Genomic DNA, 19,219 nt, shown 5'->3' with positions numbered 1-19,219 from the left:
CTGAGGCGGCAGGGAGAAGGACTGCGCCAACTTGGCCCTACACCCGGACTCCGGAACCGGCTAACCTTGGCCACATGAACCAGCACGCCAAGCTTCGCATCGGCCATTCGGCCTGTCCGCATGATTGTCCGTCGACCTGCGCGCTCGAGGTCGAACTGCTCGACGGCAACCGCATCGGCCGCGTCCATGGCGCCAAGGCCAACACCTACACCTCGGGGGTCGTTTGCGCCAAGGTTGCCCGCTATGCTGACCGCGTCCATCACCCCGACCGGCTGCTCAAGCCTCTGATCCGCGCCGGCGCCAAGGGCGACGGCGTCTGGAAGGAAGCAAGCTGGGAGGCCGCACTCGATCTCGTCGCCGAAAAGTTCGTCGCCGCCGAGGCGAAATACGGCTCTGAGACTGTCTGGCCCTATTACTATGCCGGCACGATGGGACTGGTGCAGCGCGACGGCATCGACCGGCTTCGCCATGCCAAGAAATATTCAGGGTTCTTCGGCTCGATCTGCACCAATCTGGCCTGGACCGGCTGGATGATGGGGGCGGGCGCCTTGCGTGGGCCAGATCCGCGCGAGATGGCGAAGTCCGACTGCGTGGTCATCTGGGGCACCAATGCCGTGGTCACCCAAGTCAATGTGATGACGCATGCCATCAAGGCGCGCAAGGACCGCGGTGCCCGGATCGTCGTCATCGACGTCTATGAAAACGCGACCATGAAGCAGGCCGACATGGGCTTGGTCCTGAAACCCGGCACCGACGGCGCGCTGGCCTGCGCGGTCATGCATGTGCTGTTCAGGGAAGGCCTGGCCGACCGCGTTTATCTCTCGAAATACACCGACGACCCCGCCGGGCTGGAAGCGCATCTGAAGACCCGCACGCCGGAATGGGCCTCCGCGATCACCGGGCTTGGCGTCGCCGAGATCGAAGCCTTCGCCCGATTGGTTGGCACGACCAAGAAAACCTATTTCCGCCTCGGCTATGGTTTTGCCCGCCAGCGCAATGGCGCCGTCAACATGCATGCCGCGTCCTGCATCGCGGCGGTCACCGGCAGCTGGCAGTATGAGGGCGGCGGTGCCTTCCATTCCAATTCCGGGATCTTCAAGCTCAACCAGGAACTGCTGGAGGGCACCAGGATGCGCGATCCGGCGATCCGCCATCTCGACCATTCGCGCATCGGCCCGGTGCTGACCGGCGCCAGCGACGCGCTCTATGGCGGCCTGCCGGTGACGGCGATGCTGATCCAGAACACCAATCCGGTGAATGTCGCGCCCGAGCAGCGGCTGGTGAAGCAGGGCTTTTTGCGCGACGACCTGTTCACCTGCGTGCACGAGCAGTTCATGACCGACACCGCCACGCTCGCCGATGTCGTGCTGCCGGCGACGATGTTTCTCGAACATGACGACGTCTACAAGGGCGGCGGCAACCAGCACATCACGCTGGGGCCGAAGCTGATCGAGCCGCCGGAAGGGCCGCGCACCAACCATTTCGTCATCGAACAGCTGGCCGAGCGCCTGGGGGTGGCCGACCGCCCGGGCTTTGGTCTCACCGAACAGCAGCACATCGACATCATTCTCGGCAAGCGCGGGCTGGGCAGCTTCGCCAGCTTGAAAGAGCAGAAATGGGTCGACCTGCAGCCTGACTTCGAGACCGCGCATTTCATCAAAGGATTTGGCCATGCGGATGGAAAATTCCGCTTTCGCGCCGACTGGACCGGTCAGGCGGCTCCCAACCGGCCGCCGAAAAGCATGGGACTGTTCGGACCTGTGGAACGGCTGCCGGAGTTTCCCGACCATGTCGACCTGATCGAGGTGGCCGACGAGGCGCATCCGTTCCGGCTGACGACCTCGCCGGCGCGCAATTTTCTGAACTCGACCTTTGCCGAGACACCGGTGTCAAAGGAGAAGGAAGGCAGGCCGTTGCTGCTCCTGCATCCCGACGATGCGGCGGAGCTTGGGCTTGCCGACGGCGACCGTGTCGAGGTCGGCAACCGGCGCGGCGACCTGGTGCTGCATGCCAAGGTCTTCGGCGGCATCAAGCGTGGCGTGGTGATCGCCGAAGGCATTTGGCCCAACAGCGCGCATGAGCGCGGCGAGGGCATCAACGTGCTGACCGGCGCCGACGCGCCGGCCCCCTATGGCGGCGCCGCCTTCCACGACAACAAGGTCTGGCTGCGCAAGGCGAGTTGAGCCGGCCGAAGCCGTCAGCCGCCTGCAGGCGCGGCTTATACCGGCAGGATTTCCGCTGCCTTTTTCCTGTCCAGCCGGTGCCGGATATCATCGGCGACCGCCTGGGCTTCGATGCCGATCTCGCGCAGCAATCCGGTGACTGCATTGTGGAAACCGATGAGGTAGAGGCCGAGGTCCGAAGCTTGCGCGGTAACGCCGCTGCGGTCCGGCTGGATGCCGGGCTCGAGCAATCCGGCATAGCCCGGCCGGTAACCCGTCGCGAAGATGATCGCGTCGAATTCGCTGTGTTTGCCGTCGGCAAAACGGGCGCCGCGTTCCGTGATCTCGGCGATGTCGGGGGCAATCTTGATCGCGCCTTCGCGGATCTTGCCGATGGTACCCACGTCGATCACCGGAATGCGTGACGCAATCGCAATCTGTTCCAGCAGCCCCTGTCCCGGCCGTTTGAGCCCATATTTTTCCAGTCTGCCCAGCACCATGTCGAGGATGACGGGGAAAAGAAAATCGTTGAGGCGCTGCGGTCCCAGGCGCGTCGCCATGCCGACCACCTGGATGGGCACGCCGAACAGTTCGCGCGGCACGATATGGACGCCGCCGCGCACCGAAATCGTCGGCTGTGCACCGTTTTCCGCCAGGTCGAGCGCGATCTCCGCGCCGGTGTTGCCCATGCCGATGACCAGCACCGACTGGTCGGCAAACGGCGTGGCATTGCGATAGTCGGCGCTGTGCAGTGTCTGGCCCGTAAAGCTGTCGATGCCGGCAAATGCGGGCCGCAAAGGCTCGGCATTGTAGCCTGATGCGATCACCACATGTTTGGCGCGCGACGAGCCGGATGTTGTCTCCACACGCCAGCCACGACCCTCGCAGGTGATCGCTTTCACCGTTTCACCAAACCGGGGTTTTAGGTGGAAACGCTGCGCATAGGCATCGAGATAGTCGACGAACAGATCGCGCGGTACATAACGTGGATAGTGCTTCGGAAACGGCACGAAGGGCAGGGACGAATAGCGCTTGGTCGTGTGCAGGTGGACGCGCTCGTAGTGGCGCCGCCAGGCGGGCGCGGCCTGCAATTCTTTTTCGATGATGATGAAGTCGATGGCCGCCTGCCGCAGGCATGCGGCGACGGCCAGGCCGGCCGGCCCGGCGCCGATGATCGCCACTGATGTCGTGTCGTCCAAGCGCGCCTCCCTGCCCAATTCGCGTACTGTAGAATGTCAAACGCATGGCATGTGGACCCTGGCTGCCGCAGGGCTCAACCCGGCAACGGCACCGTCAGGCCAACCTTGACGCGGTCCATGGCGACGAAGGTGCGGAATTTCCGGACATTGTTGCTGTCAAAGAACAGCTTTCGCGTCAGCGCCTCATAGGCGCCCATGTCGGCAACGGTGATGATGAGGATGAAGTCGGCCTCGCCGGTGACGTAGTAGCATTGCTGCACTTCGGGCGTTTCCGAAAATTGCCGCTTGGCGGCGTCGATGAGCTCGGTGCGCTCGCTCTCGAGCTCCACCTCGACGAAGATGGTGATCGGCTGGCCGACCGCGGCCTGTTCGACGATTGCGACATTGCTCGCAATGACACCGGTCTGTTCCATGCGCTTGATGCGGCGCTGCACGGCTGGTGCCGACAGGTTGACCGCTTCGCCGATCAGCCGCTGCGGGGTCCTGTTGTCCCGCTGCAGGATGGCCAGGATGGCGAGATCGAAATTGTCGAGCGGGGATGGAGGCAATGGAGGTGTTCCGCGAAACAAACTTGCATTTGGTCAGCTCAATTACAGCGCTCTTTGCGCCTGTCTTGCAATATGTTCTCGCTGACTGCCCAACGAGGTCGCCAGTGTTCCTGCCCAATCGTAATGCCTTGCACGGTGAGCCGCTTGATGCCGCCGACGCCGAAACCCTCGGGATTGCCGGGGCGGATACGGTCGAGCACTTTCTTGCCCATCGCCACAATCATGCGATGACGCCGCTGCACGCGCTGCCGGCGCTGGCGGGCGAACTCGGCCTCGGCACGGTGCATGTCAAGGATGAGGGCTTTCGTCTCGGCCTCGGCAGCTTCAAGGCGCTGGGCGGTGCCTATGCTGTCTTTCGCCTTGTGCTTGAGGAGGCAAGCAAGCGGCTTGGCCGTCACGTCGACGTTGAGGATCTCGACCGGGCCGAGGTTCGCTCGGTCGCCGCAAGGATGACTTTTGCCTGCGCCACCGATGGCAATCACGGCCGCTCCGTCGCGCAAGGTGCTGAGCTTGCCGGCGCCAGGGCCGTGATCTTTGTCCATGCCGGCGTCAGCGACGAGCGCGTCTCGGCAATCGCCCGTTATGGCGCGGAGATGGTCCGTGTCGACGGCAATTATGACGATTCGGTCAGGCAGGCCGCCAGGATCGCGGCAGAGAAAGGCTGGACCGTGGTTTCGGATACGTCGTGGCCGGGCTATGAGCGCATCCCTGGCCTGGTGATGCAGGGCTATACGGCGATCGTGCGCGAGGCGCTGCGCCAGCTTGGCGAGCCGCCGACCCATGTCTTCGTCCAGGCAGGCGTCGGCGGCATAGCCGCCGCGGTGGCCGGCCATCTCGCCATCGTGCTCGGCGCGGCGAGGCCAACCTTCATTGTCGTCGAGCCCGCCCGCGCGGCCTGCGTTGCCGGGGCTGCCCGGGCAGGGCACGTGGTCAAGGTGGCGCACGACCAGCCGACTGTCATGGCCATGCTTGAATGCTACGAGGCCTCGCAAGTCGCCTGGCGCGTGCTGGCGCGCGCCGCTGATGCCTTCATGACCGTGAATGAGGACGACGCTGTCTCCGTGATGCGACGGCTGGCACGGCCAGCCGGCAGTGATCCGGTGGTCGTCGCCGGTGAAAGCGGCGGCGTCGGCCTTGCCGGGCTGATCCGCGCGGTGGCCGAGAACAGGACCGAACTCGGCCTCGACGGCAAATCCCGCGTGCTGGTGATCAACACAGAAGGTGCGACCGACCCGCTTCGTTATGCCGAGCTGGTCGGCATAAGCCCGGCCGACGTGCTGGCCGGCAGGTTGGCTGCCGAGGCAACACCATGATTTCGATCGATGCGCAGCGCCTGCTTGGCCGCATTCGCGAACTCGGCGCCGTTGGCCGCGATGGCGAGGGCAGGCTGATCCGCCTGGCGGCCTCCGACACCGACAAACAGGGCCGCGACCTCTTCGTCGGCTGGCTGCGGCGGGCCGGGCTCGATGTCGCCATCGACCGCATCGGCAACATCTTCGGCATCTGGCAAGTCGCCGACAATGCAGGCAAGGCACCGCTGCTCATCGGCTCGCACATCGATACGGTCATCGACGCCGGCATCTACGATGGCTGCTATGGCGTGCTTTCCGGGCTCGAAGTGATCGAGACGCTGAAGGCGTCGGGCCTTGTCCCGTCGCGCCCGATCGCCGTCGCCGCCTTCACCAACGAGGAAGGCGTGCGCTTCTCTCCCGACATGATGGGCTCGCTTGTCCATGCCGGTGGCGTTGATGTCGAAGCGGCACTCGCCGCCGTCGGCACCGATGGCAGCACGCTCGGCCAGGAACTTGCCCGCATCGGCTATGCCGGCGACCGCGAACCGGGTTTTTTCAAGCCGCACATCTATGTCGAACTGCATATCGAACAGGGACCGGTCCTTGAGCGGGAGGGCATCCCGATCGGCGCGGTGGAGACTTTGCAAGGTATTTCCTGGCAGCGCATCACCCTCGATGGCGTCGCCAACCATGCCGGCACTACGCCCATGTCGATGCGCTGCGACGCCGGATATGCCGCGGCCCGCGTGGTCACCTTCCTGCATGACCGGGCAACGGCCTCGAATTCGCCAACTGTGGCCACCGTCGGCACGATGCGTCTGGAGCCGAATGCCATCAACGTGATTCCATCGCGCGCCGTCTTCACCGTCGATCTGCGTGATCCTGACGAGCAGCGCTTGCGGGCGGAAGAAGCGGCGCTGGCCGCCTTTCTGCAACAGCTTGCCGCACAGGGCATCACCGTGACGGTCGAAAGGCTGGCACGCTTCGAACCGGTTGTCTTCGACGGCAAAGTCGTCGAACTGATCGAGGCGGCGGCGAAGAAGCGCGGGCTCGTCTCGCGGCGCATGACCTCGGGCGCCGGTCATGACGCGCAGATGATCGCGCGCATCGCGCCGGCAGCGATGATCTTCGTGCCGAGCGCCGGAGGCATCAGTCACAGCCCACATGAGCAGACCGAGGATGCCGAGCTTGTTGCCGGCGCCAACATCCTGCTTGATGTCGTCACCGAGCTTGCGGAACTGGAGGTGCGCGGCAATGGCTGAACTCGATCTCGAAGCGCTGAAGCGCGAGATGACCGCCTGGCGGCGCGACCTGCACGCGCACCCTGAATTCGGTTTCGAGGAGAAACGCACCGCAGCCTTCGTCGCGGCCAGGCTGCGCGAATTCGGCCTCGACGATGTCGCGGAGGGGGTCGGCGGCACCGGTGTCGTCGGCACGCTGAAGCGCGGCAGCGGCAACCGCGCCATTGCGCTGAGGGCCGACATGGATGCGCTACGCATATCGGAGCAGTCGGCCGCGCCCTACCGATCCGGCAATCCGGGTGTCATGCATGCCTGCGGTCATGACGGCCACACAGCCATGCTGCTCGGCGCGGCGAAGCTGCTGGCTGGCGAGGGTGGCTTCGACGGCACCGTGCGTTTCATCTTCCAGCCGGCCGAGGAGTGGGGCAAGGGCGCGCTGGCCATGCTTGACGACGGCCTGCTGCAGCGCTTTCCCTTCGACGAGATTTTCGGCCTGCACAATCTGCCTGGTCTGCCCGTCGGGCATTTCGAGACCCGCGCCGGCCCGATCATGTCGGCGGAGGACAATTTCGAGATCGTGCTGAGAGGTCTCGGCGGACACGCGGCGCGGCCGCATTCGGGCAACGAAACTCTGGTGGCCGCCTGCGCGCTGGTCACCAATCTGCAGACCATCGTCTCGCGCCGGCTGAGCCCGGCCGATATAGCGGTGGTTTCAGTGACCGAACTGATCACCGACGGCACCCGCAACGCATTGCCCGGCCTTGCCCGCATCCTTGGCGATGCGCGCAGTTTCCGCCCCGAAGTCAGCGCCGCGATCGAGCGACAGATGCGTGTCATCGCCGAGGGTACCGCTGCCGCCTACAACGTTGCCGCCGAGGTCAATTACAGTAGAGAATTCGTGCCTCTGCGCAACGATGCGGAACTGGTCGAGGCGGCCTTCGCCGCTGCCAGGAACGTCTTCGAGCCTGGCAATATCGCGGTCGCCCGCGAGCCGATGACGGCGTCGGAGGATTTCGCCCGTTTCGTCGACCATGTACCGGGCTGCTTCGTCTTCCTCGGCAATGGCGTGGCCTCGCCGCCGCTGCACAATTCCAGCTACGACTTCAACGATGATGGGCTGGTGTTCGGCGCCAGCTTCCATGTCGCCATTGCCAGGCAACGGCTTGCGATTTGACAGACCACGATCCATTTCGACCCGTTTTGCGGGGGGAAAAGGCCAAAATCCACGATCCGGCATGACGCGACGGCAAGACTCAGCTACCCTTCGTCCTGCGGCGGACCTGATTTATCCGCTTGGCCGGCGCCTTCTCCTCCCAAGCGGCGCCGGCCTTCTTCGCTGAAGCGTCGCCTGCTAAATTAGTATTCATTAAAGTTAGAATATTCGCACTTGCAAGAAGTTAGGGTCTTGCTGGCATACAGGCCGCAGGTCTTTTGGGGGCTGCGGGCAGACAGATGCGCGGGCGGAACTGGATAAAGACATTGCGTCAGAATGAGGCGCGGCAGGTGCGTGCGCGCATCGCTGAACTCGAAAGAAACTTGACGGGGGCGTCGCCGTTGCCAGGCCGTCAGCATCGAGAGAAATCCGGGAACGAACTGCGCAATGCCAAGTTCCGCCTCGATCGCCTCGAGGAATGCATCGCGGCAATGCGCTGAGGTTCGGATTGCCACTCGACTGCACGGAACATACTTACTTGCCTACAGTCCCCGCGTCCATGACAGGAATGCTGGCATGGCCGCTTTGTTCGGTACCGGCAGCCTTTGTTGGCGGCAGCCTGTTGTCACAGGCCGAGACAATCAAAGCCAACAGGATGAGGCCTGACCTTAGCTTTTTCATCGTGATCGCCTCCATCCTCACAAACGAGGCGATCTCGGTTTGGTTGCGAACTTGCCGGGATGGAACAAAAAGCCCCGCCTCCGGTTGACCTTCTTTAGAGGAGACCGCGGCATGATCCGTCTGCTTCTGGCCGGCACCTTGGCCTTTCTTACCTACCGCCTCGCTCGCAAGATGATCGACGACGTTCCCGGCGACATCGATCCCCTGTTGCTGCCGGCACCGAGAAGTGATCGCGACGCTCTGCGCCGCCAATCGGCGGCGATGGGTGTCGATCCCGGACGGTAGAGCAATTCCCACGAAAACCGTGAAGCGGTTTGGCAACAGCAATCGCGTCGGAACCTCGAGCGTGCCGCTTCTTTGTTGCGAACAAAGCGGAAACGATGCTTGATGGGCGATGAACGTCGCCACCCATGATTCGACTTTTTTGGAGCCGGCCGCAACGCCCGCTTATCTATCGCGCTTGAACGATGCCCAGCGCCAGGCCGTCGAGCATGGCGATGGCAAGATCGCGGGGCCGTTGCTGGTCATTGCCGGCGCCGGCTCGGGCAAGACCAACACGCTGGCGCATCGCGTCGCTCATCTCATCGTCAGGGGAGCCGATCCCCGCCGCATCCTGCTGATGACCTTCTCGCGGCGGGCCGCCTCCGAAATGGCCAAGCGTGTCGAGCGTATCGCCGGCGAGGTGCTCGGCCGCGACGCCGCTGTCATCACCGATGCGCTGACCTGGGCCGGTACTTTCCACGGCATCGGCGCCCGGCTGTTGCGCGACTATGCGCTGGAGATCGGCCTAGATCCGGCCTTCACCATCCATGATCGCGAGGATTCGGCCGACCTGATGAATCTCGTGCGCCACGAACTCGGTTTCTCGAAGACGGAGGCACGTTTTCCGACCAAGGGCACCTGCCTCGCCATCTATTCGCGCGCGGTCAATGCGCAGGCGCCGCTTGGTGCGGTACTGGGCTTGGCTTTTCCCTGGTGCGCCGGCTGGGCAGACCAGCTGAAGCAATTGTTCGCGGGTTATGTCGAAGCAAAGCAGGCGCAGAACGTGCTCGATTACGATGATCTGCTGCTCTACTGGGCACAGATGGCGGCCGAGCCGGAGATCGCGGCGCATCTCGGTGCGCGTTTCGACCATGTTCTGGTCGACGAATACCAGGACACCAACCGGCTGCAGGCCTCGATCCTGATGGCGCTGAAACCGGATGGCTCCGGGCTGACGGTGGTCGGCGACGATGCACAGTCGATCTATTCGTTCCGTGCGGCTGAAGTGCGCAACATCCTCGACTTCCCAAGGCAGTTCGCCCAGGCCGCCGATGTGGTGATGCTGGAGCGCAATTACCGCTCGACAGAAACCATTCTGGCCGCCGCCAATGCGGTGATCGGCGAGGCCTCGGAACGGTTTACCAAGAACCTCTGGTCGGAGCGCAAATCCACCGACAAGCCAAGGCTGGTAACCGTGCGCGACGAGGTTGAGCAGGCAAGCTTCGTCTGTGACACCATCCTTGCCGAACGCGAGGCCGGCACGGCGCTGAAATCGCAAGCGGTGCTGTTTCGCGCCTCGCACCATAGCGGCCCGTTGGAAATCGAGCTGACCCGCCGCAACATCCCCTTCGTCAAGTTCGGCGGGCTGAAATTCCTCGATGCCGCTCATGTCAAGGACGTGCTGGCGGTGCTGCGCTTTGCCGAAAATCCGCGCGACCGTGTCGCCGGGTTTCGCGTCCTGCAACTGATGCCTGGCATTGGTCCCTCGGCTGCCGGCCAAATAGTCGAGACAATGACATCGGCGCTTGACGAGGCGATGGGCCTCGCCGGCTGGCGCCCGCCGCAGCGCGCGGCGGATGACTGGCCGGGCTTCGTCTCGCTCTATTCCGGGCTGCGGGCCGGCGCCAAATGGCCGGCCGACCTCGAGCAGGTCAGGTTGTGGTACGAGCCGCATCTGGAGCGCATTCACGAGGACGCGATCACGCGCCGCGCCGACCTTCTGCAGCTTGAGCAGATCGGTTCGGGATATGCCTCGCGCGAACGCTTCCTGACCGAATTGACGCTCGACCCGCCGGACGCGACCAGCGACCAGGCCGGCCCACCGCATCGCGACGAGGACTATCTGATCCTGTCCACGATCCATTCGGCCAAGGGCCAGGAGTGGAAGAATGTCTTCGTGCTCAACACCGTCGATGGCTGCATTCCGGCCGATCTCGGTGTCGGCACCAAGGAGGATATCGAGGAGGAACGCCGGCTGCTCTACGTGGCGATGACGCGGGCCAAGGACAACCTCAACCTGATCATGCCGCAGCGTTTCTTTCCGCATGGTCAGGCGGCGCGCGGCGACCGCCATCTCTATGCGTCGCGCACCCGCTTCATCCCGGCATCGATCCTCGCCGCGTTTCAGCAGATGTCGTGGCCGAGCGCGCAAGCCGCACAGGGCAGGGCACCCCGGCCGGAAGTGCGCGTCGATATCGGCGCGCGCATGCGCGGCATGTGGAAATAGCTGAAATCATGGTGCAACCGCCGATCCGGATCGTGATCGCAGGCGCGCTTGGCCGCATGGGCCGCCAGATGGCCGAGGCCGTGCAGACCGATCCGCGGCTGGCACTCGCCGCACGCTTCCACCGGCCGGGCACTGTAGGCGACGGGTTGGTGAGCCGCGACGAGGCGCTTGCAACGGCCGATGTTGTGATCGATTTCACCACGCCGGCCGCCTCCGCCGGTCTGGCAAGGGTTTGCGCAAATAGGGGCGGGCCGGCTTTGGTGATCGGTTCGACTGGTTTCGATACCGCTGAACTCGCCGGCATCGCCGACGCCGCGAAAACGATTCCCGTCGTCCGCTCCGGTAGTTTTTCGCTCGGGCTGAACATGCTGATCGGATTGGTCGAACAGGCGGCGAGAGCGCTCGATGCCGATGACTGGGATGCCGAGATTTTCGAGGCGCATCACCGCCACAAGATCGACGCGCCGTCGGGCACCGCGCTGATGCTGGGCCAAGCCGTTGCCGGCGGACGCGGCGTCGCACTGGATGCGGTCGCAAGGCGCGTTCGCGACGGGGTCACCGGCGTGCGTCCTCCCGGCGAGATCGGCTTTGCGGTGGTCCGCGGCGGCAGCATTGTCGGCGAACACAGCGTCAGCTTCTGTGCCGACGGCGAGCTCGTCACCTTGTCGCATGCCGCCGGCGATCGCATCATGTTCGCCCGTGGAGCGATCGCTGCTGCACTCTGGGTGGCGGGACGCTCGCCTGGCCAATACGATATGCGCGACGTGCTGGGGCTGAACGCTCGTGCGTGACGCTGCGAACGATTTTTTTGCCGCGCGGCTGAAAGCCAGCTGAAAGCTTGGACATGTCATGACAGTGGTGCGGGTATCACCGCATGTCCGGCCCGCGAGGGCCGACGAGGGAGGAATGCGGCGCGGCTTCACAGCGCGTCGCCCAAATGGAGGAAGATTTGTGACCGGTTTCATCTCGAAGTGCGCCTTGCGCACTGCCGCCTTGACGCTTGCCATCACCGCCGCGGGGGCCACAGTGGCATCGGCGGCCGACGAAAAGATTTCCATCATGGTTGGCGGCTACGAAAAGCAGATCTATCTGCCCGCCAAACTCACCGAAGCGCTCGGCTACTTCAAGGATGAGGGTCTCGACGTCGAGTTGTTGAACGAACCGGCCGGTGTCGATGCCGAAAACGAAATGCTGGCCGGCGCCGTACAAGGCGTTGTCGGCTTCTACGACCATTGCATCGACCTGCAGGCCAAAGGCAAATTCGTCGAATCTGTCGTCCAGTTCAGCCAGGCGCCGGGCGAAGTCGAACTGGTCTCGACGAAACATCCCGAGATCAAGTCGCCCGCCGATTTCAAGGGCATGAACCTGGGTGTCACCGGCCTGGGCTCCTCGACAAACTTCCTGACGGAATACCTTGCCGTGAAGAACGGCCTGAAGCTGGGTGAATTCACCTCAATCCCGGTCGGCGCCGGCGATACATTCATCGCCGCCATGCAACAGGACAAGATCCAGGCCGGCATGACGACCGAACCGACCATCACCCGGCTCCTCAAGACTGGCGCAGCCACCGTCCTTATCGACATGCGTACGATAGAAGGCACCAAGGCTGCGCTCGGCGGCACATACCCAGCCGCGTCCCTCTACATGCAGACGGACTGGGTCGAGGCCCACAAGGACGTCGTGCAGAAGCTGGCCAATGCTTTCGTCAAAACGCAGAAATTCATCAACACCCACAGCGGTGCTGAAATCGCCGACAAGATGCCGAAGGACTACTATGTCGGCGACAAGGAAGGCTATGTGAAAGCCCTCGATGCCGGCAAGGCGATGTTCACCGCCGACGGCGTTATGCCCGAGGGCGGCCCCGAGACGGTGCTTACGGTGCTTTCGGCCTTCAAGAAGGAACTGCAAGGCAAGCAGATCGACCTGTCGAAGACCTACACCTCGGAATTCGTCAAAAACGCCAAGTGATGGAACCCTGCCGGCGTGATGCCCTAGCATCGCGCCGGCAACTCTCCTTTCCTGCGTCCGGCGATCCCCGCGCGGCGTTAGCCTTCTATTGGAGTTTGCTCAACCATGGCTGTCGAAATGACCGCTCCGGCGATCGAGCTGATCAATGTCAGCCGCCGCTTCCTTACGCCCACCGGCAAGTCACTGACGGCGATCCGTGATTTTACCATGACGGTCGAGCGCGGCGAATTCGTCGCCGTCGTCGGCCCGACCGGCTGCGGCAAGTCGACGACGCTCAACCTCGTCACCGGCCTCGCCAGCCCCAGCGCTGGTGAGGTTCGCGTCATGGGCGCGCCGGTCAAGGGCATAGACCCGCGCATCGGCTTCGTGTTCCAGACCGACGCGCTGTTCCCGTGGCGCACGGTGATCGAGAACGTCATGGCCGGGCCGCTCTTCCGTGGCAGGGCGAAGCAGGAGGCGATCGCCGCGGCGCGCGACTGGCTGGCGCGCGTCGGACTGGCGCGTTTCGAACAGCACTATCCGCACCAGCTCTCAGGCGGCATGCGCAAGCGCGTGGCGCTCGCACAGACCTTCATCAACGGTCCAGAGATACTGTTGATGGACGAGCCGTTTTCCGCGCTCGACGTACAGACGCGCGTCCTCATGCACGAGGAACTGCTGCGCCTCTGGTCCGAAGCCAAGGCGTCCGTCGTGTTCGTCACTCATGATCTGGAGGAAGCAATCGCGCTGGCCGACAAGGTCTATGTGCTGACCGCCGGGCCGGCGACGGTAAAGTCTGTCTACAAGATCGATCTGCCGCGCCCGCGCGTCGTCGCCGACATCCGCTACGAGCAAAGCTTCATCGACTATTCGCGCACCATCTGGGCCGATCTCAAGGAAGAGGTCGAGACTAGCTATGCCCGCGCCGCCGCGTGAGGGAGGACACAAATGACCGATGCCGCCATCGACATCAGGGCCGGAAGCTTCAAGCCGGGAACCTCTGACGCGGAAATCGAAGCCGCTGCCGCCAAAGCCGCGCAGCATCGCCGCCGTACGGTAACCTTCTGGCGGCTTGCCATCCTCATCGTCTTCCTGGTCGCCTGGGAGGTCGCTGGGCGGATGGCCTGGATCGATCCGTTCTTTTATGCGACGCCAAGCGCGATCGCGCAGAGGCTCTATGAGTGGACGACGGAGGGCACGTCCGAAGGACCCCTTTGGTACCATCTCTACGTCACCATGGAGGAGTCCGTCCTCGGCTTCGTCACCGGCTCGGTCGCCGGCATCGTCATCGGCGTCGCTCTCGGTCGCAACCGCATGGCAGCCGACATCTTTTCCATCTACATCAAAGTGATCAATTCGATCCCGCGCGTGGTGTTGGCGCCGATCTTCATCATGATCCTCGGGCTTGGCCTTGCTTCGAAAGTGGCGCTGGCCTTCGTCATGGTGTTCTTCGTCGTCTTCCACAACGCATTCCAGGGCGTCCGCGAGGCGGACCGGTCGATGATTGCCAATGCCCGCATCCTCGGTGCCTCCGACTGGCAATTGACGCGCTCGGTGATCGTGCCGTCGGCGATGAGCTGGATCTTCGCCAGCCTGCATGTCAGCTTCGGCTTCGCCATCATCGGCGCCATCGTCGGCGAGTTCGTCGGTTCGCGCTACGGCATCGGTCTTTTGATCAACATCGCCAAGGGCTCTTTCGACGCCGCCGGCATGTATGCCGCGATCGTTATCATCATGGTCGTGGCGCTTGGCGCGGAATATCTGATGACGATGGTCGAGAACCGGCTGGCGAAATGGCGCCCGCAGCCCTTGCATGAAACGCAGTAGGCGAAGTCCGCTCGGTTAGCGATCAGCCGCCCGCCAGCGGCAGCCGCACCTCGACCACCAGGCCGCCGGCCGCGCCATCCGCAAGGGTGACGCGGCCGGCGGCATTTTCGACCACCTCGCGCACGATGGCCAGTCCCAGCCCGCTGCCTTCGCCGGCGGCGTCAGCGAGACGGTAGAAGCGCTCGAAGACATGGTCTCGTTCCTCGGCGGGTATGCCCGGCCCGTCATCAGTGACGGTCAGCACGGCCTCGCCATCGCTGGCGGCCAGCCTGACGGTGACGGTGCCGCCGGCCGGCGTGTAGCGCAGCGCGTTGTCGACAAGGTTGACGATCATCTCGCGCAGCATGGTGCCGTCGCCGATCACGGTCACGGGACCGGTTTCGTCCAACCCGAGATCGATGTTGCGCGCCACAGCTGCCGGCGCCTGCGTTTCCAGTACATGGCGGGCGGCTTGGGTCAGATCGATGCGGTCGGCACGTGGCCGCCGGCTGCCTGGCTCGGCGCGCGACAGGGTGAGCAGTTGTTCGGCCAGCCGGGCCAGCCGTCCGGAACTGGCCTGTAGCGCCACCAGCGCCTCTTGGCGTGCGTCGGCGGCACTTTCGCGAAGTGCGTAGCTCGCCTGCGTTGACAGCAGCGCCAGTGGCGTCCGCAATTGGTGCGCCGCATTGGCGATGAAGCGGCGCTGCGCCGCCATCTGCGCCCTGACGCGTTCCATATAGGCGTTGAGCGCATCGACCAACGGCCGGATTTCGCTCTGCGCGCCGGCGACTTCGATCGGTTCGAGCTCGCTGCGCTTGGGTGAGCGCACCGCGTCGCGCAGCCTGATCAGCGGCGCCAGCCCACGCCGCAGGCCGAGCAGCACGAAAACGCCGGCAATCGCCACCAGCGCCAGTTGCTGGGTGAAGGCGCTGACCCAGAGATGCCGCACCATCGCGTCGTGGCCGGCAAGCGTGATGCCGACGGTGACCGATATCGGCGAGTCTTCGCCGGCGCCGACCACCGCGTGCGTAAACGTTGCCAGCCGCAGCGCCTGGTCGCGGTAAATCGCCTCCATGCTCGGGCGCCCCGGCGTTTTCGTCAGGCCAGGATAGCCGGTCAGCAGTCGCCCTTGCGCGGTATCGACGCGATAGTAGACCCTGTCGCGGTCGCCGGTGTCGAACATCTCGAGCGCCGCCGGAGGCACCGTGGCGTTGAGCACCCCGTCGGTCATGGTGACCTGCTCGGCAATCATCCGTGCCGACCCCACCAGCATGCGATCGGTAATCAGATCGGCGGTTGCCTGTGCGCTGCGATGGCTGGTCCACAGATTGATGGTGGCCAGCCCGGCGAGCGGCAGCACCACCCAGGCCAGGAGTTGCAGCCGGAGACTGTTAATCCTCATGGCGCAATAGATAGCCGAGACCGCGCAAGGTGGCGATCTGGACCCGCGACCCCTCAAGCTTCTTGCGTACACGGTGCACATAGATCTCGATGGCACTGGGGTCGGCGTCGGTCTCGAAATCGTAGATCGCCGCCGACAGTGCCGCCTTGCTCACGGTGCGCCCGGCCTTGACCATCAATTGCTCCAGTACCGCATGCTCACGCGGTGTGAGTGCCAGCGTCTCGCCGGCGAGCGAAAACAGCCTTGTGTTGGTGTCGAAGACGAGATCGCCGCAGGCAACGACAGGTGCGGTCCGGTCATTGGCGCGGCGCAGCTGTACACGGATGCGCGCCTCGAGTTCCTCGATCTGGAAGGGCTTTGCCAGATAGTCGTCGGCGCCTTCATTGAGGCCCTTGACCCGGCCGTCGAGGCTGGCGTTGGCGGTCAATACGATCACCGGCACCGCATTGCCGCGCGCCCGCAGCAGGCGCAGCACCTCCATCCCGCCCATGCGCGGCAGCGCCAGGTCGAGGATGACAAGCGCATGATCGCCGGCCGCCAGCGCGTGCTCGACATCCTCGCCGTCATGGACGATGTCGACCACATAATTTGCCTGGCGCAGCGTCTTGCCCAACCAGTCGGCCAGTTCGCGATTATCCTCAACAAGCAGCAGTCGCATGTCTATCCGTATCCATCTCCCAGCGGATCGCCTTGGCCCGATCGGCCACGGCGATCTCTCTCGAATGAGCGACAGTATCGATCGCAACGCAAGACAAATGCGGTCCCGGCTAGCGGGCGCAGCGGATTTTCAAGGGGTCGACCGGCCTGTTTTCATGCAGAAATCGAACCGAACGGTTCGGTTCTGATTGACAGATTGTATCGCAGACGGTGAACAATCACCCCCAAAAGCACTTCGGCTTCAGCAGGAGCTCGGAGCTCAATAGACTGAAATCATTACATAAATCGCGTTACAATTGCTGTGATGCAATATGCATTGTCTATAATATAAGAAAATTCTGCAAAGCGGACGCGACTGGAAATCCCAAAAGGCATTCCCTACTTCGGGGTGGTCAGAGCGACGCGAAATTCCTCCCAGAAGGCACGCCACTAGACGGACAGGATTAAGAAACTGAGTACTTAAAATGACCAAGATCGCTCTTACCGCTGCTGCCATCCTCGTTGCCACGAGCACCGCTTTCGCCGGCAGCGACAACTATGGCTCGGCCAACGTCAATCAGCCCGTCGCCGCTATCGACCATTCGGTCACCGCTTCGACCACGAAGGCGACCGCAACGGTCCAGGCTCAGGCGCCGCAGGGTGCTGACCGCAACCTCTTCGGCCGCTAATCGCGACTGCCGACATCACCCAATTTCGAATTCAGGAGTAGTTAAAATGACCAAGATCGCTCTTACCGCCGCCGCCATCCTTGTTGCCACGGGCACCGCTTTTGCCGGCAGCGACAACTATGGTTCCAACAATGTCAACCAGCCGGTTGCCAGTCAGTCGTCCTCCAACGTCGACACCGTCCGCACCGGTTCGATCGCGAAGTCCGTAAAGACACAGGGCGACGCCAATGCCAACGTGCCGGCTCAGTCTGGCCAAGGCATCTGGGGCCGTTAATTCCTGCAATCCCCGGAAGACGACAAAGAGCGGTGGGCCTGGCCCGCCGCTCTTGTTTTTTGCGTACGTGAGTGCTGATCGAAAATCGAACCGATCGGTTCAAGTTATAGTGACGGACCGTGAGCGGATCGTCGGCGCCTGTTCAGCGAATAGTCGCGATATAGGCAGATCATTTTCGTATAACCACATGATGTTTAATAATAAAATCTTCAGCTCTTGATTTCTGGGCCGAAGTTCGAGCTCAGCATCCGGCGCGTGATGGAACATCTTCGTGATTGGAAGTCGGCGAACTAAAAACCCACTTCGGGTCTGTCCGAGCGACGCGAAATTCCTCCCAAGGGCACGCCACTTGACGGACAGAACAGAGAGATACTGGAGTACTTAAAATGACCAAGATCGCACTTACCGCCGCCGCCATCCTAATTGCCACGGGCACGGCTTTCGCCGGCAGTGACAATTACGGTTCGGACAACGTCAACCAGCCGGCCGTCACCGCACCAGCGGTCAAGGCGGGCACCATAGACCACACCTTCACGGCTTCTACCCGCAAGACAACCGAGCACCACGGATTCAGGCTGACCCCGGATTCGGATCAGCCTGAATCAGGCCAGGGGATCTGGGGCCAGTAAGCAACCGGCCGACGCGTCTGGGGCAGCTGTTCTGCGCGGCGGGCCTCGACGACAAAGAGCGGTGGGTTCGGCCCGCCGCTCTTGTTTTTTGCGCAAGAGGACTGGCACCGGCTGGCATCGGTTCGATCGACCGGTCGTCGGACCCGGCACAAAAAATATCCGTCTCGAGGAATAAAACAGGGCGGCGTCGGGTCTCATCCTCAGCGGAACCGTCCTCCCAAGACGCCGCCTAACGGATGAAACCAGGAGATTGAAATGAATAAGATCGCTCTCACTATCGCCGCCATTCTAGTTGCGACCGGCGCCGCCTTTGCCGGCAGTGACCACTACGGTTCCGATAACGCCAACCAGCCGGTTGCCTCGCTCGCCGGCGTCGATCATGCCGTCACCGGCGCCGTCAAGAATACGGATATTGCTGGCCAGAAGGCAGCAGACGCCAAGATGAAGACCGCAGCCGATTGGCCGGAATCCGGCCAGGGCATCTGGGGGAACTGAGATTTCGTGCGGGCGGTGGCGGCTTTGGCCCGCCACAGCCCGGCTTTGGACATCTATTCTAGCCGAGATCCTTGGGCCGCAGGCAATGCGTCAGCCGGCCGGACGATAGGGCGGACCAGTCGCCGTCGAAGACAAGGCGCGCCAGGGCCGCGGTCGGAAATTTTTCGTCGAGCCTCATGCGTGCCTTGGCCTCCGAGCCTGAACCGGCAAGCTGTTTCGCCAGATCTTCCAGGCCCGGATTGTGACCAACCACTGCCAGGCAGCCGCTCGACGGGTCGGCCAGACGGATCTGGCTCAAAATATCCGCCGCTGAAGCTTCGTAGAGCGCCTCCGTAAATGCGACCCGGGGGTGCACCGGCAGTTCGTCGGCGACCAGCCGCCATGTGTCGCGGGTGCGGAGCGCCGAAGACACCAGAACCTGATCCGGTAGCCATCCGCGCGCCGCAAGTGCCCGGCCCATCAATTTGGCCGCTTTCGATCCGCGTTGCGCGAGCGGACGGTCGAAATCGTCGAGATCAGGATCGTCCCAGCTCGATTTGGCGTGACGCAGCAGAAGCAGCTGTCTCATGGCCGTGTT

General features: G+C 63.3%; 20 protein-coding genes. 14 read left to right on the top strand and 6 right to left on the bottom strand.

Translation table 11 applies throughout. The features are described from left to right. The first annotated feature begins 74 nt into the window (after nt 1-74). Complete coding sequence (locus A3AU_RS0113190) at nt 75-2,183, top strand: molybdopterin-containing oxidoreductase family protein (RefSeq protein WP_027053253.1); 2,109 nt, start codon at nt 75-77, stop codon at nt 2,181-2,183. Nucleotides 2,184-2,218: 35 nt separating this feature from the next. Here A3AU_RS0113190 and A3AU_RS0113185 read toward each other — a convergent pair whose 3' ends face one another. Next, entirely contained in the window at nt 2,219-3,361 is a 1,143-nt protein-coding gene (locus tag A3AU_RS0113185) for a flavin-containing monooxygenase (protein WP_032917313.1), read from the bottom strand. A gap of 74 nt (nt 3,362-3,435) precedes the next feature. After that, complete coding sequence (locus tag A3AU_RS0113180; RefSeq protein ID WP_027053251.1) at nt 3,436-3,909, bottom strand: Lrp/AsnC family transcriptional regulator; 474 nt, start codon at nt 3,907-3,909, stop codon at nt 3,436-3,438. A gap of 104 nt (nt 3,910-4,013) precedes the next feature. On the opposite strand from A3AU_RS0113180, the gene A3AU_RS0113175 reads away from it, so the two are divergent. The 4 genes from A3AU_RS0113175 (at nt 4,014) to A3AU_RS0113160 (ending at nt 8,095) form a co-directional block, all read left to right on the top strand. After that, nucleotides 4,014-5,222, top strand: coding sequence for a diaminopropionate ammonia-lyase (locus A3AU_RS0113175; RefSeq protein WP_027053250.1), 1,209 nt, complete (start codon nt 4,014-4,016; stop codon nt 5,220-5,222). Then, nucleotides 5,219-6,463: a Zn-dependent hydrolase gene (locus tag A3AU_RS0113170; RefSeq protein ID WP_027053249.1), complete on the top strand. Its 1,245-nt coding sequence runs from the start codon at nt 5,219-5,221 to the stop codon at nt 6,461-6,463. The genes A3AU_RS0113175 and A3AU_RS0113170 overlap by 4 nt, the downstream gene beginning before the upstream one ends. Then, the gene (locus A3AU_RS0113165; RefSeq protein ID WP_027053248.1) at nt 6,456-7,616 is read left to right on the top strand and encodes a M20 aminoacylase family protein; all 1,161 of its coding nucleotides are present in this window, start codon (nt 6,456-6,458) and stop codon (nt 7,614-7,616) included. The genes A3AU_RS0113170 and A3AU_RS0113165 overlap by 8 nt, the downstream gene beginning before the upstream one ends. Before the next feature lie 305 nt (nt 7,617-7,921). Then, on the top strand, nt 7,922-8,095 hold the full coding sequence (locus A3AU_RS0113160; RefSeq protein WP_245235471.1) for a hypothetical protein: 174 nt from the start codon (nt 7,922-7,924) through the stop codon (nt 8,093-8,095). 34 nt (nt 8,096-8,129) lie between these two features. Here A3AU_RS0113160 and A3AU_RS1000000139830 read toward each other — a convergent pair whose 3' ends face one another. Then, nucleotides 8,130-8,684 carry a hypothetical protein gene (locus tag A3AU_RS1000000139830; RefSeq protein ID WP_154674583.1) on the bottom strand — a complete coding sequence of 185 codons (555 nt, stop codon included), beginning with the start codon at nt 8,682-8,684 and terminating at the stop codon, nt 8,130-8,132. Here A3AU_RS1000000139830 and A3AU_RS0113145 point away from each other — a divergent pair. From A3AU_RS0113145 to A3AU_RS0113125, 5 genes are all read left to right on the top strand, one after another. After that, the gene (locus tag A3AU_RS0113145; protein ID WP_032917311.1) at nt 8,671-10,764 is read left to right on the top strand and encodes an ATP-dependent helicase; all 2,094 of its coding nucleotides are present in this window, start codon (nt 8,671-8,673) and stop codon (nt 10,762-10,764) included. The two genes, A3AU_RS1000000139830 and A3AU_RS0113145, sit on opposite strands and share 14 nt — an antisense overlap. A gap of 8 nt (nt 10,765-10,772) precedes the next feature. Beyond that, a complete protein-coding gene (dapB, locus tag A3AU_RS0113140) occupies nt 10,773-11,555 on the top strand; it encodes a 4-hydroxy-tetrahydrodipicolinate reductase (protein ID WP_027053245.1) in 783 nt (260 codons plus the stop codon). 172 nt (nt 11,556-11,727) lie between these two features. Beyond that, entirely contained in the window at nt 11,728-12,732 is a 1,005-nt protein-coding gene (locus A3AU_RS0113135; RefSeq protein ID WP_027053244.1) for an ABC transporter substrate-binding protein, read from the top strand. A 105-nt stretch (nt 12,733-12,837) separates the two neighbouring features. Further along, complete coding sequence (locus A3AU_RS0113130; RefSeq protein ID WP_027053243.1) at nt 12,838-13,647, top strand: ABC transporter ATP-binding protein; 810 nt, start codon at nt 12,838-12,840, stop codon at nt 13,645-13,647. Nucleotides 13,648-13,659: 12 nt separating this feature from the next. After that, on the top strand, nt 13,660-14,538 hold the full coding sequence (locus A3AU_RS0113125) for an ABC transporter permease (RefSeq protein WP_027053242.1): 879 nt from the start codon (nt 13,660-13,662) through the stop codon (nt 14,536-14,538). 22 nt (nt 14,539-14,560) lie between these two features. Here the strand turns inward: A3AU_RS0113125 and A3AU_RS0113120 are convergent, their stop codons facing one another. Beyond that, entirely contained in the window at nt 14,561-15,919 is a 1,359-nt protein-coding gene (locus A3AU_RS0113120; protein ID WP_027053241.1) for a sensor histidine kinase, read from the bottom strand. Continuing rightward, nucleotides 15,909-16,577, bottom strand: coding sequence for a response regulator (locus A3AU_RS0113115; RefSeq protein WP_027053240.1), 669 nt, complete (start codon nt 16,575-16,577; stop codon nt 15,909-15,911). Before A3AU_RS0113115 ends, A3AU_RS0113120 begins: the two co-directional genes overlap by 11 nt. A 463-nt stretch (nt 16,578-17,040) precedes the next feature. Between A3AU_RS0113115 and A3AU_RS0113110 the strand changes: the two genes are divergently transcribed. From A3AU_RS0113110 to A3AU_RS0113095, 4 genes are all read left to right on the top strand, one after another. Continuing rightward, on the top strand, nt 17,041-17,244 hold the full coding sequence (locus tag A3AU_RS0113110) for a DUF680 domain-containing protein (RefSeq protein WP_027053239.1): 204 nt from the start codon (nt 17,041-17,043) through the stop codon (nt 17,242-17,244). Between the two features lie 46 nt (nt 17,245-17,290). Further along, nucleotides 17,291-17,518 (top strand): DUF680 domain-containing protein, encoded by a 228-nt coding sequence (locus tag A3AU_RS0113105; protein ID WP_027053238.1) that lies wholly within the window; start codon nt 17,291-17,293, stop codon nt 17,516-17,518. 386 nt (nt 17,519-17,904) lie between these two features. Next, a complete protein-coding gene (locus A3AU_RS0113100) occupies nt 17,905-18,147 on the top strand; it encodes a DUF680 domain-containing protein (protein WP_027053237.1) in 243 nt (80 codons plus the stop codon). A 255-nt stretch (nt 18,148-18,402) separates the two neighbouring features. Further along, on the top strand, nt 18,403-18,642 hold the full coding sequence (locus A3AU_RS0113095) for a DUF680 domain-containing protein (protein WP_027053236.1): 240 nt from the start codon (nt 18,403-18,405) through the stop codon (nt 18,640-18,642). 58 nt (nt 18,643-18,700) lie between these two features. On the opposite strand, the gene A3AU_RS0113090 is transcribed toward A3AU_RS0113095, so the two are convergent. Beyond that, on the bottom strand, nt 18,701-19,210 hold the full coding sequence (locus A3AU_RS0113090; protein WP_027053235.1) for a SixA phosphatase family protein: 510 nt from the start codon (nt 19,208-19,210) through the stop codon (nt 18,701-18,703). Nucleotides 19,211-19,219: the final 9 nt, after the last annotated feature.

It is taken from the genome of Mesorhizobium erdmanii USDA 3471, assembly GCF_000472705.1.
Lineage (GTDB): Bacteria > Pseudomonadota > Alphaproteobacteria > Rhizobiales > Rhizobiaceae > Mesorhizobium > Mesorhizobium erdmanii.
The sequence above is the reverse complement of the archived record's forward strand: the minus strand, read 5'-3'. Positions and strand labels throughout refer to the sequence as shown.